Source organism: Veronia nyctiphanis (genome assembly GCF_004116385.1).
Taxonomy (GTDB): domain Bacteria; phylum Pseudomonadota; class Gammaproteobacteria; order Enterobacterales; family Vibrionaceae; genus Veronia; species Veronia nyctiphanis.
In genome coordinates, this window is record NZ_PEIB01000014.1 from 52,537 (window position 1) to 67,879 (window position 15,343).

The window sequence follows — 15,343 nt, forward strand, 5'->3', positions numbered from 1 at the left end:
TGAGATATGAGTTTTGATATGGATGAAGAAATCCTGCAGGACTTCCTGATTGAAGCAGGTGAAATACTTGAACTGCTTTCGGAACAGTTAGTCGACTTGGAAAAAACGCCGGAAGACAGAGATCTTCTCAACGCGATTTTCCGGGGTTTCCACACCGTTAAAGGTGGTGCAGGTTTCTTATCACTGACTGAGCTGGTTGAGACCTGTCATGGTGCAGAAAACATTTTTGATAACCTCAGAAATGGTGGCCGTGAACTGACATCTGAAGTGATGGATATCATTCTTCAGGCGCTTGATACGGTCAACGAACAGTTTGCTGCTGTTCAACAACAATCTGATGTCCCGGCCGCTGATCCTGAATTGATTTCTGCACTTCACCGCTACAGCAAACCTGCATCTGAAGATGAAGATACTGCGCCTGCCGCTGAGGCCGAACCAGAGCCCGAACCAGAGCCTGAAGTTATTGCTGAAGCTGATGATGCGATTGCGGGCGATTCTGTTGATGAAATCACTGATGATGAATTCGATAAACTCTTGGATCAGCTTCATGGTCAAGGCCAAGGGCCTGCTGTTGGTAAGAGTGAGCCTGATGTCGTCGCTGATACCAAAGCCGAGTCTGGCGATATTACTGACGACGAATTCGACAAGCTTTTGGATGAATTGCATGGTGCTGGTAACGGTCCTTTGAATGGATCTGACGGCGACGCCAATTCGGACGATAAGAGTGCACCTCAGTCTTCTTCGGTAGAGAGTCCTTCTTCTGACGAAATTACCGATGACGAATTTGAGAAACTACTCGATGACTTGCACGGTAAAGGTCAAGGTCCAAAAATCGACGCTGCAGACGCACCGAAAGAAGAAGCCAAAGTAGAAGAAAAGCCGAAACCTGCACCAAAACCTGAGCCGAAACCAGAAGCTAAGCCTCCCGTTGCCGCAGCCAAAGCGCCAGCTGTTGTCGAAGAGAAAAAAGCCGCCCCTCAGGCTGAGCAAACTGTCCGTGTTAACACATCAACGCTTGATGAAATCATGAACATGGTCGGTGAGCTGGTATTGGCACGTAACCGATTGGTGAACCTTGCGCAGAGTCTGGGTGATGAAAACATGTCACGTGCAGTGACAGAGCTAGATGTCACTACCACTGACTTGCAAAACTCGGTCATGAAAACGCGGATGCAGCCAGTTAAGAAAGTGTTTGGTCGATTCCCACGCGTTGTTCGTGATTTGGCACGAAGCCTCAAAAAAGAGATCGTGTTGGAAATGCGTGGCGAAGAGACTGATCTTGACAAAAACTTGGTTGAAGCGCTTGCCGATCCAATGGTTCACTTGGTCAGGAACTCGGTAGACCACGGCATTGAGATGCCAGACGTCCGTGAAGCGAACGATAAGCCAAGAGTGGGTACGGTCACTCTCTCAGCGTCGCAAGAAGGGGATCATATTCTGTTGACCATCGAAGATGATGGTGGCGGTATGGATCCAGATAAGCTTCGAGATATCGCGGTCAATCGCGGGGTACTTGATGCCGATGCCGCTGCACGTTTGACTGATAACGAAGCTTACAACCTGATTTTTGCACCGGGTTTCTCAACCAAGACCGAGATATCAGATATTTCAGGTCGTGGTGTGGGAATGGACGTGGTTAAGACGGCTATTTCCCAGCTTAACGGTACAATCAACATTGACTCTAAGCTTGGGCGTGGCACCCGAATTGAAATCAAGGTACCTTTGACGTTGGCAATACTGCCAACCTTAATGGTCGGGGTCGGAAGCAATCCGTTTGCTTTCCCACTGTCAAATGTATCCGAGATTATTCCGCTTAATCTGGAGAGAACAAATACAGTTGACGGACAGCTCACACTGATTGTTCGTGAACGGGCATTACCTCTGTTTTACTTACGTGACTGGCTGTGTCCTTGGGATACCTCAGGAAAGGAGCACGGTCATGTTGTTATCATTCAGGTCGGTCATCAGCCAGTTGCCTTTGTTGTCGACTCGCTGTTTGGTCAGGAAGAGGTCGTTATCAAGCCTCTCGATACCTTGCTACAGGGGACGCCGGGAATGGCTGGAGCAACGATTACCAGTGACGGACACATTGCCTTGATTCTTGATGTGCCAAACTTGCTTCAGCGCTATGCCGGGCGGCACTAGAAAGAAGGAAACACATGACACTTAAAGTACTGGTGGTGGACGATTCGAGTTTTTTCCGCCGCCGAGTGAGTGAAATCATTAACGGAGACCCTCGCCTCGAAGTTATTGACTGTGCTGTCAATGGCAGAGAGGCAATAGATAAAACAGTTCAGCTAAAGCCGGATGTCATCACTATGGACATAGAGATGCCGGTCATGGATGGGATAACGTCTGTCAGGGAAATCATGAGACAGCAGCCTACGCCAATTCTGATGTTTTCATCCCTGACACATGAGGGTGCCAAAGCTACGCTAGACGCATTGGATGCGGGTGCATTGGACTTTCTGCCAAAGAAGTTCGAGGACATTGCGTGCAACCGTGATGAAGCTGTGAGCCTTTTGCAAAACAGAGTGCGTGAAATTGCCCGCAAAGGTATTTTCATGAGACGTGCCAGCCCTGCAAGCTCAACTCTGGCTTCGTCTCCTGCACTCGATGCGAGAAAAGAGCCAACGTTACCCAAACGTCCTCTTACAGACAAGTTGAATTCAGCCAAGCCGACACCGAAACGGGTTGCTGGCTCATTTCAAGCATCTGGCAAGCGATACCAGTTACTTGCTATAGGGACATCGACGGGCGGACCAGTTGCACTGCAAAAAGTGTTGTCAGCGTTACCTGCGAATTTCCCGATCCCCATTGTTCTTGTGCAACATATGCCAGCGACATTTACCGCTGCGTTTGCAACGAGGCTGAACGGTCTGTGTAAAATCACAGTCAAAGAAGCTGAAGACGGTGAATCTATCAGGCCAGGATGTGCTTATCTGGCGCCAGGTGGCCTGCAAATGATGGTTGACGGTCGTCCTGGTTCTTCCCGCATCAAGCTTGTCGACGGCGGGGATCGAATGAACTATAAGCCGTGTGTCGATGTTACTTTTGGCTCGGCTGCAAAAATTTATGGGAACAGTGTTCTGTCAATTATCATGACAGGGATGGGCGCTGACGGTCGTGAAGGCTCAAGAATGTTGAAATCTGCAGGGTCCACAATATGGGCCCAAGATGCAGATTCTTGTGTCGTTTATGGAATGCCTCAGGCGGTAGCTAAAGAGGGGATCTCTTCAGAAGATTTACCGTTGGATCGCATCGCCGAGCGGATCAAAATCGAATTAAATCTCGTATAAGGGCAGGCGTGAAAGTCTGGAGTATTGCTAACCAAAAAGGTGGTGTTGGTAAAACAACGACCACAGTAACGTTAGCTGGCTTGTTGAGCCAGGCGGGAAAACGTGTTCTGCTGATTGATACCGATCCACATGCTTCCCTCACAACTTATCTGGGCTTTGACTCTGATGAATTACCCGGCTCGCTGTTTGATTTATTTCAATTACCCAGAATAGATAGAGACACAGTTAAACCTTTGTTGCTGTCGACGGCATATGAAAACATTGACCTTATGCCCTCTCACATGTCCCTGGCGACACTCGATCGCGCGATGGGAAACAGAGGTGGCATGGGTTTGATGTTGAAAAAGGCGTTAACCTGTCTTGATGAAGAATATGATTATGCGCTGATCGATTGTCCGCCAATACTTGGTGTGATGATGGTCAATGCGCTGGCTGCGAGCCACCGAATCATCATTCCTGTACAGACAGAATTTTTAGCAATGAAAGGCCTCGAACGCATGATGCGTACGTTACAAATCATGCAGAAATCACGTTCTTCAGGCTTCAAGGTCACGGTTGTTCCTACTATGTATGACAAACGTACCCGCGCGTCACTCGAAACATTGCAGCAGTTGAAATCAATGTACCCAGATAATGTGTGGGCTTCTGCTGTGCCGATTGACACCAAATTTCGTGATGCCAGCCTAAAAAGTATGCCACCGTCTTATTACTCGAAAAATTGCCGGGGAGTTTTCGCTTACCATACCTTACTAAGGTACTTAGAGCGTTTAGAGCAGGATGAAAAATAATTTTTCGCTATCAAGCGCGCAAGCGATAGAGGATTATTTTGATGCTCTTCTGGATGAAACCGGGGGGCACAACGTATCTGTTGTTCCTGTCGATATGCCGGAAGTTGATCCTAACCAGCAAGAATTACCTCTCTCTGATGGACCAGATGACGAGGTCGACGTTAATGCACTGAATGAGCAAGGCTCTCTGGCCTCCGTCGCCGCCGATGATTTACAGCCTGAAATTATTGAAACATATGTTCCTGAGCCTAAGGACATAAACCCTGCCCCGATACTTCCTGAAGCTGTATTCAAACCCTCAGCGCCAGATCTTTCTCATGTTGAGCGATTGTTAAGCAAAGTCTCGGAAGTAACGGAATCAGAGCTCGATGTTGAGACTGAACTAAAGGTATCAGAGCCAATTGTCGAGGTTTCTGCGGATCTTGAGCAAGAGATCACTGCAGAAACTAAAGCACTTGCCGATACCGAAGTTAAGGTTGATAGTGATACGTCAGACATTCTGGTTGAACCTGAAATCGAGGTTGAATCTGAAGTTGTGGTTGGCGTTGACATTGAAACTGATGCTGATGAGAGCACCATACAGGCATCTGACATTGATACTCAGGCAGAGCCTGAAACACAAGCTGGAGATCATGGTGACACTAACCAACCATGGGAAAATGTTGATCTAGGTTTCTCGTTTGAGGTTCTCTTTTTCGAATGCCACGGCGTAAAATATGCGGTTCCACTCGCGCACTTAGGCGGTATTCTCTCGCTGGGCGAATGTAGCCACCTTATTGGAAGGCCAGATTGGTACATCGGACTGCAGACAGAAAAAGATCAAAAACTGGATATAGTTGATCTGGCCAAATGGGTAATGCCCGAAAAAATAACAGATAACTGCCACCGCGATGACTATAGTTATATTGTGATCCTTGGGGATAGTATGTGGGGATTGGCGTGCAATACCCTACTTGGTACGGAAACCCTTGATGGAGAGCAAGTGCAGTGGCGTGAGCAAGCCGGAAGGCGGCCGTGGTTAGCTGGATTGGTCAAAGAAAAAATGTGTGTTTTGATTCACGTCGAGGCACTCACTGATATGTTTAACCAGGGTATAGATGCCCGAGCATTGGCTTAAATAGCGAAGCACAGCACGTAAAGAGGAAATGAAATGTCTCAGGTAGCTGAATTCCACGAAGAAGAAGTGAAAGACGAGGGCCTGCAGTGGGTGACCTTCCATCTGGAAGACGAGACCTACGGCATCAATGTCATGCAGGTTAAAGAAGTACTGCGTTATACCGAGATTGCACCTGTCCCGGGTGCACCGGAATACGTGCTGGGTATCATTAACCTTCGTGGTCAAGTTGTTACTGTCATTGATACGCGTTCGCGCTTCGGCCTATCACAAGGCGAAGTCACCGAGAACACGCGCATCATTGTGATAGAAACAGAATCTCAGGTGATTGGTATTCTGGTCGACAGCGTTGCTGAAGTTGTAGAACTGCGAGCGTCTGAGGTCGATACCACACCAAGCGTTGGTACTGACGAGAGTTCTAAGTTTATCCTCGGTGTCTGCAACCGTGAGAGTAAACTGCTGATCTTGGTTGATCTCAACAAACTCCTGACAGATGAAGAGTGGTCTGAGGTGCAAGGACTCTGATGCTCGACATTGCATTGTATTGGTTGCCCTATGTACTGCTGGCTATTTCATGTGTGATATCGATTGTGGTATTACTCAAAAGCCGCAGCTACAAGAAAGAAATGGAAACCAAGATGCAGGCAATGGAGCTATTGCTAAAGAACAGCCGGAAACAGCATGAAAACCTGACGAATCAATTCACGGAACTGCGTGCTGGTGCCATGGGAATGAGCCAGAAGCTTGCTGAATTATCCGGTCAGTTCGATGGTTTGGTTGATAAACAGAACGAAATTGAAATGTTAGACCCCGACGGTCGGCTATACAGCCGTGCAACCAAAATGGTTGATTTAGGGGCTGATATTAATGAACTTATGGAAGAGTGTGATCTGCCAAAAGCTGAAGCTGAGCTTTTGATGAATATCAGGCGTCAGCGGGCAACTAGATAGTTTGTCTCACACTTTTTTGTTCAGCATTCGCCCCTCCCATTGTGGAGGGGTTTTTCCATCTATATACCAAGCAAATGCGATAAGTTCAGCAATCACCAGAAATAAATTCTCTGGGATTTCCTCTCCGACATCTTTCTGTTGAAGTAACTTCACCAGCTCTTCATCTTCATGGATAAGCTTCCCATCACGGCGCATGTCGTCAATTAACTGCTCAGCCAGTTGATTAAACCCTTTCCCTGTTATTTTTGGGGCACTGTTACCATCATAATGAAGTGCGACAGCTGTCCTCTTCTCACGCGGCGGCAAGTTTCTGTTGAAACGTGTTTTATCTGTTGATGTTTCTTTATTATTTACCATCTCATTCACCGTCAGACCTTAATACTCAGCCCAGAAGAAGGCGTTTGTTCAGATGCCGACATGTCACTTTCTGTATGTCGTGATACCTGACAACCACTCAATGCAATATTGTGGCTGGCAAAGACATGCTCCAACAAGGGCAAGCTAGTTTGTATTTTTCTTTCGACTTTTTCTGTACTGGTCGTAAAGTGAAGGCGTAAAGATTGCTGTTCAAGAGAAGCCAAAGCGATCACCCTTTCCCCACTCTCTAACGGTAGAGTTATCCGAATTTCAATGCCATCAGTGCCATCCTCGTCGTTATCTCCTTTTGCTCTGCGTGACACATTGACTTCAACAGGCGTCTTTTCCGGATCGGCATGAGGAATAAGCCAGTGAAACTGACCATCTCGGGGTTGCTCTGCCACTCTTTTTTCTGCAGATAGCATCAGTAGCGATTTAAGTTGTGATGCTGGGGAGTCTTCGTTTACGAGATTGGTATCGGCTAACAAAGAGAGCATTGAAGACAGCGTGCTATCCGCAGGGCGTTGCTTTAGCCAGTTTTTGATCGGAGCATTTTCAGATGGCATCGGGAGTGTGAGTTGAGACAACAGCGCTTGAAACAGTTGAGAGACATTACTCGGCGCTTGAGAGGATTGCTTTGTGAGGGCCGGATAGAGATTGAGGTTTTGTAGCAACGAAATAATACGCGGCAGTGACGTTGATACCTGCAAACTTTGCGGATTGCTATTTTTTGTTGGGCTCAGTGTTGCTTCCAGTAATATTTGCTTTAGCTGGTTAACGTTATTCAGTTCTTGAATGGCTTTACCAACAGCAATTCCGTTACTCTGTAATTGGGGTGTTTTTCCTACAATCATTATCTTTCGCCCACATCCCTTGCAAAGACTGGCGTCGCTAACCGCGGCGATCGCCTCTATGATATTATCGGACATACTATTTATTATTTTACAGGAAGCAGCAGTCTTTATGTTGGAAGTTCGGCAGTTAAGCAGCATTCGGGGAGACAGAGTGTTGTTTGAAAACCTGAATTTTGTTGTCAGTGAAGGAGAGCTGGTTCAGGTAGAAGGTGAAAATGGTGCTGGAAAAACAACCCTACTCAGAATAGTGACTGGTCTTGGGCTTGCAGACAAGGGCTCGGTTCTGTGGAAGGGTAGAGCCATTGAGAAACAAAGAGATGAATTCCACAGCGATCTTCTTTACCTCGGTCATAGCACCGGCGTAAAACGTGAATTAACTGCGTTTGAAAACCTGTCTTTTTATTGTCGCTTGCACCATATTCATGCTGATGAAGAACAACTCTTTCATGCTCTGGCCTGTGTTGGGTTAGCGGGAAGAGAAGATATCTCTGCTGCCCAACTCTCTGCAGGACAAAACCGTCGTGTCGCGCTTGCGCGTCTTTGGCTGAGTCAAGCCCCCCTTTGGATTTTGGACGAGCCTCTGACAGCCATTGATAAAAAAGGTCGTCGTGTTTTGGAAAACCTTTTTGATAAGCATGTAAATAATGGCGGGTCTGTATTGTTTACAACCCATCAAGATATGTTCGAAGGGTGCGATAGTTTGCGTAAGATCAAACTGGAGGCTCAATGATTGGTGCTATTTTAACCGTGGTTCGACGCGAATTGATGATAGCACTCCGTCGACAGGCTGATGTACTTAACCCGATCTGGTTTTTTATCATCGTTATCACATTATTTCCTTTAGGCGTTGGGCCCGGCCCGCAGCTACTGGCTGAAATTGCCCCCGGAATTATCTGGGTTGCTGCGTTACTGGCTGCATTATTATCCCTTGAACGACTCTTCAGAGATGATTTTATTGATGGCTCACTGGAGCAAATGTTGTTAATGCCTGAACCACTTCCTGTTTTGGTGTTTGCCAAAATTGTGGCGCATTGGTTATTAACTGGACTGCCCCTGTTGATTGTCAGTCCATTATTAGCAATTCTGTTATCGTTGGATATGCAAACATATGTAGCTGTGCTCTTTACGCTGTTGCTGGGTACGCCAACATTGAGTTTTCTCGGTGCTATTGGCGTTTCACTCACCGTTGGCCTGAGAAAAGGCGGTGTACTACTCAGTTTATTGATCTTGCCGCTTTATATTCCGGTATTAATTTTTGCAACGTCAGCGATTGACGCTGCGGCAATGGGCCTCGCTATCAATGGACAATTGGCCATTCTTGGTGCGATGTTAGCGGCATCAGTCACCCTCACTCCGCTTGCGGTTTCTGCGGGGTTAAGAGTAAGTCTTCATTAACATAAAGAAATAACTGAACCTAGAGCGATATTGCAATGTGGAAATGGCTACATCCTTACGCAAAGCCTGAGGCAAGCTACAGACTTTGTTCAACACTTTTACCTTGGTTTATGGTTATCGGTGTGGTTTCGCTTGTTGTTGGCACCCTTTGGGGCTGATGTTTGCGCCCTCAGACTACCAACAGGGTGACAGCTTCCGGATCATATATATACACGTCCCTGCGGCTATCTGGTCGATGGGGGCATACATGTCTATGGCTATCGCTGCATTCATCGGTACCGTCTGGCAAATCAAAACGTCAGACTGGGCTGCTGCTGCAATGGCACCTGTTGGCGCTGTATTCACCTTTATTGCTCTGGTCACTGGTGCCATCTGGGGTAAGCCGATGTGGGGAGCCTGGTGGGTATGGGATGCGCGCCTGACGTCAGAGCTGATCCTTCTCTTCCTCTACCTCGGCGTGATAGCGCTTTACAACGCATTCGATGATAGCAAAACCGCAGGACGTGCTGCGGGCATCCTTGCGATGGTGGGAGTCATCAATTTGCCCATCATTCATTTCTCTGTAGAGTGGTGGAATACCCTGCATCAGGGAGCCACTATCACGAAATTTGCCAAACCTTCTATTGCGCCAGAAATGCTGTGGCCGTTGCTGCTGAATCTTCTGGGTTTTGCGTTGTTTTTCGGTGGGGCTACATTGATGGGGCTTCGCAATCATATCATTCAGCGAGAGTCTCATCGTCCCTGGGTGAAGCAACTGGTAGAAAGGAGCTAACATGCATTTTGATTCTTTCTCAGATTTTCTTGCGATGGGCGGTTATGCCTACTATGTGTGGGCTGCCTTCGGAATAACATTTGTCTCTATGGTGGGCGTCGTTTTGTCATCAGCGCTAACTCACCGTCGCCTCCTTCGCGGTATAAAAAATAATGTAGCCCGTGAGGAAAGGATTCAGAAAGCCAAAGACATGGAGAACACGCTATGAACCCGAGACGTAAAAAACGTCTGGCACTGGCACTGGCTCTTGTTATTGGGGTTGGCACGGCCATTGGATTAATGCTCTACGCCCTGACCCAGAATATTGACCTTTTTTATACGCCCACAGAGCTTGTTGAAGGTAAAGCTGATGGGTCAAAACCATCGGTTGGACAACGTCTGCGCATCGGTGGAATGGTGGTGAAAGGCTCGGTGAAACGTGACCCGCAATCTCTGAAAGTGTCATTCAAAGTGAAAGATGTTGGACCTGAAGTGACAGTTACCTATGACGGAATTTTGCCTGACTTATTCCGCGAGGGGCAGGGGATTGTCGCGCAGGGAGAATTAGTGAATGCGACAACGGTGAAAGCCCATGAAGTATTGGCTAAACATGATGAGGAATACATGCCGCCGGAAGTGGCTGAAGCGATGAAAAAGTCGCATAAACCGCTGAATTACACGGAAGAGCAAAAAAAAGGTACTGACTTATGACTGCTGAACTGGGTCATTTCACCCTGATTGTCGCACTGGCCTTCTCCGTATTACTTAGTCTCTATCCAATGTGGGGTGCTCACATTGGTAATCAGGCAATGATGCGCTCGGCCCGACCACTCTCTATCGGGCTTTTCGTGATGTTGTCATTGTCATTTGCCAGTCTTATGTGGGCGTTTTATATCAATGACTTCACCGTTACTTACGTTGCCAGCAATTCAAACTCGGCATTACCCTGGTATTACAGATTAACGGCGGTCTGGGGAGCACATGAAGGCTCATTACTGCTCTGGGTGCTGATTCAGGCCACATGGACACTGGCGGTTGCTATTTTCAGCCGCAATATGCCACTTGAGTCAGTTGCCCGTGTGCTTGCTGTAATGGGAATGATAGGGGTTGGTTTCCTTTTGTTTATCATTCTGACCTCTAACCCATTTGAGCGAACATTGCCTATTTTCCCCATCGATGGAAGAGACCTTAATCCGTTGTTACAAGACCCAGGACTGATTATTCACCCTCCTATGCTTTACATGGGGTACGTGGGCTTTTCAGTGGCGTTTTCTTTCGCCATTGCATCCTTGATTTCTGGGCGTCTCGATACAGCTTGGGCGCGCTGGTCTCGACCATGGACAATGGCGGCATGGATATTCCTGACGCTGGGTATTGCGCTGGGGTCATGGTGGGCCTATTACGAGCTGGGCTGGGGAGGCTGGTGGTTCTGGGATCCTGTAGAAAATGCCTCATTTATGCCTTGGCTTGCGGGTACAGCGCTGATCCACTCGCTTGCTGTGACTGAGAAGCGTGGCACGTTCAAGGCGTGGACAGTGCTTCTGGCGATTTCCGCTTCTCACTCAGCTTGTTAGGGACGTTTCTGGTGCGTTCCGGTGTATTGGTTTCAGTCCATGCTTTTGCGTCAGATCCGGCGCGCGGGCTGTTTATTCTTGGCTTCCTTGTCTTCGTGATTGGTGGCTCTTTGCTGCTCTACGCACTCAGGGCCTCAGATGTCAGAGTGCGTGGTAATTTCGAGCTGTTGTCTCGCGAAAATGGTTTACTTGCTAACAATATCTTTCTCGTCGCGGCCTTGATTGTTGTTCTTCTTGGAACCTTGCTGCCATTGGTACACAAGCAGTTGGGGCTGGGCTCTGTGTCTATTGGCGAACCTTTCTTTAATATGCTTTTCACCTGGTTGTCAGTGCCATTTGCCTTCTTACTGGGTATTGGTCCGCTTATTCGTTGGAAGCGCGATAAACTATCGAGCTTCAGCAAAGAGTTGGCAGTGACCGCATTAATTGCCTTGCCACTTGGTATTGGTATCGTATGGTTGGTGAGTGATACCTTCATGCCGCTCGCGGCGACGGGGGCTGTCATGGCGCTGTGGATTGTCATTCTTCAGGGGATCGAGGTTTATCAGCGTGCTACGCACAGGCATGACTTCTGGACAGGCGTCGGAAAGCTAGGGCGAAGCATTGGGCGATGGTATTGGCTCATTTGGGGATGGCGGTAACGGTAATCGGTATTGCATGGTTCAAAACTATGATATCGAGCGGGACGTCCGCATGGCACCTGGCGAGACCGTTGAGATTCAGGGATATCAATTTAACTTTGCTGGTCTGCGAGATAAGAATGGCTCCAACTATGAAGGCTTTGAAGGCGTATTCAAGGTTTTCTCCGATGGTGAAATAATCGCTGAACTGCGTGCCGAAAAAAGGTTTTATTCTGTCCAGCGTTCAATGATGACTGAGGCTGCCATTGATGCTGGTCTCACCCGTGATCTCTATGTTGCTCTGGGAGAGCGACTGGATGATGGTGCTTGGGCTGTACGTATTTATTACAAACCTTTTGTTCGGTGGATCTGGTTAGGTGCGATTCTGATGTCTTTGGGTGGAGCGTTAGCGGTTTCAGACAAGCGATACCGTTTTAGAAAAGTGACGAAAAAGGCTGATGTTTCGCCTCAGCCATCAGCGGCACTCAATGAGGCTAATGAATGAACCGGACGTTACTTTTCGCACCGCTGATTGCGTTTATGGTGTTAGTGGCTGTTTTCTTTGTTCAGCTGGGCCGAAATGCTGAAGGAGACGACCCGACAAAACTGGAATCGGTCTTGGTTGGAAAGGCTGTACCTGAATTTCGTCTTGAAGATCTGGCTGAGCCCGGAAAACTCTATGACCAAAGTATTTTCAGAGGCAAGCCTTTGCTGCTCAATGTATGGGCTACATGGTGCCCAACCTGTTACAGCGAGCATACTTTCCTCAATACGTTGGCACAGCAAGGGGTCAAAATCATTGGTCTCAACTACAAAGACGAGCGCCTAAAAGCGGTCGGTTGGCTCAATGATCTTGGTAACCCTTATCTGGTAACGCTCTTTGATGGTAGCGGGATGTTGGGGTTAGACCTTGGCGTGTATGGTGCGCCAGAAACCTTCCTGATTGACGCGCAAGGTATCATCCGTTATCGCCATGTTGGTGATGTTAACGATAGAAACTGGCGTGATACGCTAAAACCTATGTATGAAAAAATGCTCGCGGAGAGTCAATCATGAAAAAGTGGTTAACAGTTTCGCTGCTTTCTGTCCTGCTTGTCTTTTCTGTGTCAGCGACAGTGGATGTTTATGATTTTGACACGCCTGAGCAGGAGGCGCTTTTTCATGCTCTCGGTAAAGAGCTGCGGTGTCCAAAGTGTCAGAACAATAACATTGCTGATTCAAATGCTGGCCTTGCGCAAGACTTGCGTATGAAAGTGTATGAGATGATCAAGCAGGGCAAATCTGAAAAAGAAATTGTCGGCTATATGGTTGCTCGCTACGGAAATTTTGTGACCTACAATCCTCCGGTAACCCGCTCGACATTTATTCTCTGGGCGGGACCTGCCTTATTTATCTTTTTGGGGTTCACTGTACTTGTGATGCGAAGTCGTCGGCGTGAAGAGAGCTCAATGACAACAGATAAACGGTTAGATACCGAAGAGGAAGCAAGACTCACCACTTTGCTGGCCGATGAGCATGCAGCAGAAAGCCAGAAGGACAAGAAGTAATGACCGAGTTGTGGTTTTGGCTAGTAACAGCCGTTATCGTTCTGTTTTCCATCGCTATTTTTGTTATTCCTATTTTGAAGGGGAAGACGCAAGATGTTTCTGCCAGCCGTGATCAGCTAAATAAAGCGTTTTTCCGCGAAAGGATGAGTGAACTGAATGACGAGAACCGTGAGGGATTAATTAATGACCAGGGCGAGTTAGAGGTCGAGCTAAAAAAATCATTGCTTGATGACATCCCTGACACCGGGGGTGTGTCAGACAACAACACTGTCAAAGTATGGATGATTGTTCCCGGTCTGATTCTCCTGATAGGGTTGAGTTATGGTGTGTATTTCATCAAAGGTAACAGCGACAAAGTTAACCATTGGCATCAGGTAACGGCGGAGCTACCCGAATTGTCACAGCGTTTAATGAACAGTGACGCTGAACCTTTGTCAGATCAAGAAATGGAAGATCTCGCGCTCGCGCTGAGAACAAGGCTCCATCAAACGCCGAGTGACGCGACAGGGTGGTTATTGTTGGGAAGGCTGGGTATTGCAAACCGAGATATGGCCACTGCACTTGGTGCAATGGAGAAGGCTTACAAGCTCAAGCCTCAGGATATGACCATGAAGCTTGGCTATGCGCAGGCCATGTTGTACACCGGCGATGATGTATACCTTCAGAAAGCGAGAGAGTTATTACGTTCAGTCATTGGTGAGGACCCCACCAATACACAAGCGTACTCCCTTCTTGCGTTTGAAGGATTTGGGCGTGGAGCGTTTCAAGAAGCAATTGAAGCCTGGTCAGCAATGAAGGTTTTCCTGCCTCAAGACGATCCTAGACATAGAATGCTGGATATGAGTATTGCGCAGGCGAAAACAAAATTGGGTGTCAATCCAGCGTCGTCTGTATCAGTCAATGTTACCCTGTCCAGTGATGTGACGATCGCGGATGGCTCAGTGTTGATCGTATCAGTGCATTCTGCGGACGGCGCCCCAATGCCCTATGCGGCTCAACGGATAGACAAACCAGTATTTCCACTTTCTGTGTCATTGTCTGATGTGGACAATATGATAGCCGCTCGACCAATGAGTGCATTGTCAGAAGTGGTGGTTAAAGCAAGGCTTGATACTGACGGTGACGTTACAACGAAAAAAGGTGACTGGTACGGCACAAGTGAACCTCTAAAGCTGGGAGATGAGTCTCAAGTTAGAATCAACAAACGGTTCTGACTTGTATATAATTGGCTGATGACCTCCAAAAGGCTGGCTTTTTGCCGGCCTCTTTTATTTTAAGAATACGGGTAACACTGTGTATTTTAAGCGCTTAACTGTCTTACTGGGATTGTGCCTCGCGTTGACTGGTTGTGTTCAGACGCCGCAGGAAGAAGCTGGGCTGGAAGTAAAAACGCACCCTGATGATCCCCTAGAAGGATTTAACAGAGCCATGTGGGCGGTCAATTATGATTATCTTGACCCCTACTTGCTTAAACCTGCATCGGTTATCTATGTAGGATATGTCCCAGGCTGGACGCGCAAAGGCGTCTCTAATTTTGTCGATAACCTCGGTGAGCCTGCGAGCATGATAAACAGTATTTTCATGCTTGAGGGGCAGGATGCGGTTAACCACTTCAATCGCTTCTGGATAAATACGCTTTTCGGGTTAGGTGGCCTGATTGATATTGCTTCCGCTGCCAACATACCCAAAATGTCGGAGAGAGAATTTGGTGATGCGGCTGGTCATTATGGTGTAGGGCAGGGAGCCTATATTATGGTGCCGGGCTATGGGCCTACAACGCTGCGTATTGCTGGAGGTAAGGTGGTTGATGGTCTTTATCCACCGCTGGCGCTTTTGACTCTGCCTCAGTCTCTCGCGAAGCTGGTCGTTGATGGCTTGGAGAAACGTGCTGAGCTATCAAAGCAAGAAGCCATGCTAAACAGTTCTCCGGATCCTTATAAGTTCGTCCGTGATGCCTATTTACAGAACAAAGAGTTCAAAGCTCGAGGTAATGATGTGGCGATTGAAACGCTTGATGATGACGATATCGAAGCGTTTCTTGATGAAATTGACGAGTAAAAAATAAAAACCGCCAATCGGCGGTTTTTTCTATCA

At 47.7% G+C, this 15,343-nt stretch carries 17 protein-coding genes and 2 pseudogenes; 17 read left to right on the plus strand and 2 right to left on the minus strand.

Translation table 11 applies throughout. The features are described 5' to 3' along the window. Window positions 1-6 precede the first annotated feature (6 nt). The 6 genes from CS022_RS12585 to CS022_RS12610 are packed head-to-tail and all read left to right on the plus strand — an operon-like array spanning window position 7 to window position 6,151. Window positions 7-2,145, plus strand: coding sequence for a chemotaxis protein CheA (locus CS022_RS12585; protein ID WP_129122569.1), 2,139 nt, complete (start codon window positions 7-9; stop codon window positions 2,143-2,145). A 14-nt stretch (window positions 2,146-2,159) separates the two neighbouring features. Continuing rightward, window positions 2,160-3,299, plus strand: coding sequence for a protein-glutamate methylesterase/protein-glutamine glutaminase (locus CS022_RS12590; protein WP_129122570.1), 1,140 nt, complete (start codon window positions 2,160-2,162; stop codon window positions 3,297-3,299). A gap of 8 nt (window positions 3,300-3,307) precedes the next feature. Beyond that, the gene (locus CS022_RS12595) at window positions 3,308-4,087 is read left to right on the plus strand and encodes a ParA family protein (RefSeq protein ID WP_129122571.1); all 780 of its coding nucleotides are present in this window, start codon (window positions 3,308-3,310) and stop codon (window positions 4,085-4,087) included. Beyond that, window positions 4,077-5,204, plus strand: a complete 1,128-nt coding sequence (locus CS022_RS12600) for a chemotaxis protein CheW (protein WP_129122572.1) — start codon at window positions 4,077-4,079, stop codon at window positions 5,202-5,204. Before CS022_RS12595 ends, CS022_RS12600 begins: the two co-directional genes overlap by 11 nt. Before the next feature lie 33 nt (window positions 5,205-5,237). After that, window positions 5,238-5,726, plus strand: coding sequence for a chemotaxis protein CheW (locus tag CS022_RS12605; protein ID WP_129122573.1), 489 nt, complete (start codon window positions 5,238-5,240; stop codon window positions 5,724-5,726). After that, entirely contained in the window at window positions 5,726-6,151 is a 426-nt protein-coding gene (locus tag CS022_RS12610) for a DUF2802 domain-containing protein (protein WP_129122574.1), read from the plus strand. The genes CS022_RS12605 and CS022_RS12610 overlap by 1 nt, the downstream gene beginning before the upstream one ends. Before the next feature lie 6 nt (window positions 6,152-6,157). Here CS022_RS12610 and CS022_RS12615 read toward each other — a convergent pair whose 3' ends face one another. Both CS022_RS12615 and CS022_RS12620 read right to left on the minus strand, forming a co-directional pair. Then, on the minus strand, window positions 6,158-6,508 hold the full coding sequence (locus CS022_RS12615; protein WP_129122575.1) for an EscU/YscU/HrcU family type III secretion system export apparatus switch protein: 351 nt from the start codon (window positions 6,506-6,508) through the stop codon (window positions 6,158-6,160). Between the two features lie 11 nt (window positions 6,509-6,519). Beyond that, window positions 6,520-7,362 (minus strand): hypothetical protein, encoded by an 843-nt coding sequence (locus CS022_RS12620; protein ID WP_129122576.1) that lies wholly within the window; start codon window positions 7,360-7,362, stop codon window positions 6,520-6,522. Between the two features lie 109 nt (window positions 7,363-7,471). Here CS022_RS12620 and ccmA point away from each other — a divergent pair, with 109 nt between their 5' ends. The 11 genes and pseudogenes from ccmA (at window position 7,472) to CS022_RS12670 (ending at window position 15,307) form a co-directional block, all read left to right on the plus strand. After that, window positions 7,472-8,092, plus strand: a complete 621-nt coding sequence (gene ccmA / locus CS022_RS12625) for a cytochrome c biogenesis heme-transporting ATPase CcmA (protein ID WP_129122577.1) — start codon at window positions 7,472-7,474, stop codon at window positions 8,090-8,092. Beyond that, window positions 8,089-8,757 carry a heme exporter protein CcmB gene (gene ccmB / locus CS022_RS12630; protein WP_129122578.1) on the plus strand — a complete coding sequence of 223 codons (669 nt, stop codon included), beginning with the start codon at window positions 8,089-8,091 and terminating at the stop codon, window positions 8,755-8,757. The genes ccmA and ccmB overlap by 4 nt, the downstream gene beginning before the upstream one ends. 35 nt (window positions 8,758-8,792) lie before the next feature. Then, a pseudogene (locus CS022_RS12635) lies at window positions 8,793-9,529 on the plus strand (heme ABC transporter permease). Window position 9,530: 1 nt separating this feature from the next. After that, on the plus strand, window positions 9,531-9,737 hold the full coding sequence (ccmD, locus tag CS022_RS12640) for a heme exporter protein CcmD (protein WP_129122579.1): 207 nt from the start codon (window positions 9,531-9,533) through the stop codon (window positions 9,735-9,737). Then, entirely contained in the window at window positions 9,734-10,219 is a 486-nt protein-coding gene (ccmE, locus tag CS022_RS12645; protein WP_129122580.1) for a cytochrome c maturation protein CcmE, read from the plus strand. The genes ccmD and ccmE overlap by 4 nt, the downstream gene beginning before the upstream one ends. Next, entirely contained in the window at window positions 10,216-11,082 is an 867-nt protein-coding gene (locus tag CS022_RS28090; protein WP_235869490.1) for a heme lyase CcmF/NrfE family subunit, read from the plus strand. The genes ccmE and CS022_RS28090 overlap by 4 nt, the downstream gene beginning before the upstream one ends. Window positions 11,083-11,177: 95 nt before the next feature. Then, window positions 11,178-12,207, plus strand: a pseudogene (locus CS022_RS28095) (cytochrome c-type biogenesis CcmF C-terminal domain-containing protein). Beyond that, a complete protein-coding gene (locus CS022_RS12655) occupies window positions 12,204-12,758 on the plus strand; it encodes a DsbE family thiol:disulfide interchange protein (protein ID WP_129122581.1) in 555 nt (184 codons plus the stop codon). Before CS022_RS28095 ends, CS022_RS12655 begins: the two are co-directional and overlap by 4 nt. Next, window positions 12,755-13,249, plus strand: coding sequence for a cytochrome c-type biogenesis protein (locus CS022_RS12660; RefSeq protein WP_129122582.1), 495 nt, complete (start codon window positions 12,755-12,757; stop codon window positions 13,247-13,249). Before CS022_RS12655 ends, CS022_RS12660 begins: the two co-directional genes overlap by 4 nt. Beyond that, complete coding sequence (gene ccmI / locus CS022_RS12665; protein WP_129122583.1) at window positions 13,249-14,463, plus strand: c-type cytochrome biogenesis protein CcmI; 1,215 nt, start codon at window positions 13,249-13,251, stop codon at window positions 14,461-14,463. The genes CS022_RS12660 and ccmI overlap by 1 nt, the downstream gene beginning before the upstream one ends. Before the next feature lie 79 nt (window positions 14,464-14,542). After that, window positions 14,543-15,307 carry an MlaA family lipoprotein gene (locus tag CS022_RS12670; protein WP_129122584.1) on the plus strand — a complete coding sequence of 255 codons (765 nt, stop codon included), beginning with the start codon at window positions 14,543-14,545 and terminating at the stop codon, window positions 15,305-15,307. Window positions 15,308-15,343 lie beyond the last annotated feature (36 nt).

What these genes read in the sequence shown, in the direction of transcription:
- CS022_RS12585 (WP_129122569.1), top strand. Translation starts at nt 7, where the DNA reads ATGAGTTTTGATATGGATGAAGAAATCCTGCAGGACTTCCTGATTGAA.
- CS022_RS12590 (WP_129122570.1), top strand. Translation starts at nt 2,160, where the DNA reads ATGACACTTAAAGTACTGGTGGTGGACGATTCGAGTTTTTTCCGCCGC.
- CS022_RS12600 (WP_129122572.1), top strand. Translation starts at nt 4,077, where the DNA reads ATGAAAAATAATTTTTCGCTATCAAGCGCGCAAGCGATAGAGGATTAT.
- CS022_RS12605 (WP_129122573.1), top strand. Translation starts at nt 5,238, where the DNA reads ATGTCTCAGGTAGCTGAATTCCACGAAGAAGAAGTGAAAGACGAGGGC.
- CS022_RS12610 (WP_129122574.1), top strand. Translation starts at nt 5,726, where the DNA reads ATGCTCGACATTGCATTGTATTGGTTGCCCTATGTACTGCTGGCTATT.
- CS022_RS12615 (WP_129122575.1), bottom strand. Translation starts at nt 6,508, where the DNA reads ATGGTAAATAATAAAGAAACATCAACAGATAAAACACGTTTCAACAGA.
- CS022_RS12620 (WP_129122576.1), bottom strand. Translation starts at nt 7,362, where the DNA reads ATGATTGTAGGAAAAACACCCCAATTACAGAGTAACGGAATTGCTGTT.
- ccmA (WP_129122577.1), top strand. Translation starts at nt 7,472, where the DNA reads ATGTTGGAAGTTCGGCAGTTAAGCAGCATTCGGGGAGACAGAGTGTTG.
- ccmB (WP_129122578.1), top strand. Translation starts at nt 8,089, where the DNA reads ATGATTGGTGCTATTTTAACCGTGGTTCGACGCGAATTGATGATAGCA.
- ccmD (WP_129122579.1), top strand. Translation starts at nt 9,531, where the DNA reads ATGCATTTTGATTCTTTCTCAGATTTTCTTGCGATGGGCGGTTATGCC.
- ccmE (WP_129122580.1), top strand. Translation starts at nt 9,734, where the DNA reads ATGAACCCGAGACGTAAAAAACGTCTGGCACTGGCACTGGCTCTTGTT.
- CS022_RS28090 (WP_235869490.1), top strand. Translation starts at nt 10,216, where the DNA reads ATGACTGCTGAACTGGGTCATTTCACCCTGATTGTCGCACTGGCCTTC.
- CS022_RS12655 (WP_129122581.1), top strand. Translation starts at nt 12,204, where the DNA reads ATGAACCGGACGTTACTTTTCGCACCGCTGATTGCGTTTATGGTGTTA.
- CS022_RS12660 (WP_129122582.1), top strand. Translation starts at nt 12,755, where the DNA reads ATGAAAAAGTGGTTAACAGTTTCGCTGCTTTCTGTCCTGCTTGTCTTT.
- ccmI (WP_129122583.1), top strand. Translation starts at nt 13,249, where the DNA reads ATGACCGAGTTGTGGTTTTGGCTAGTAACAGCCGTTATCGTTCTGTTT.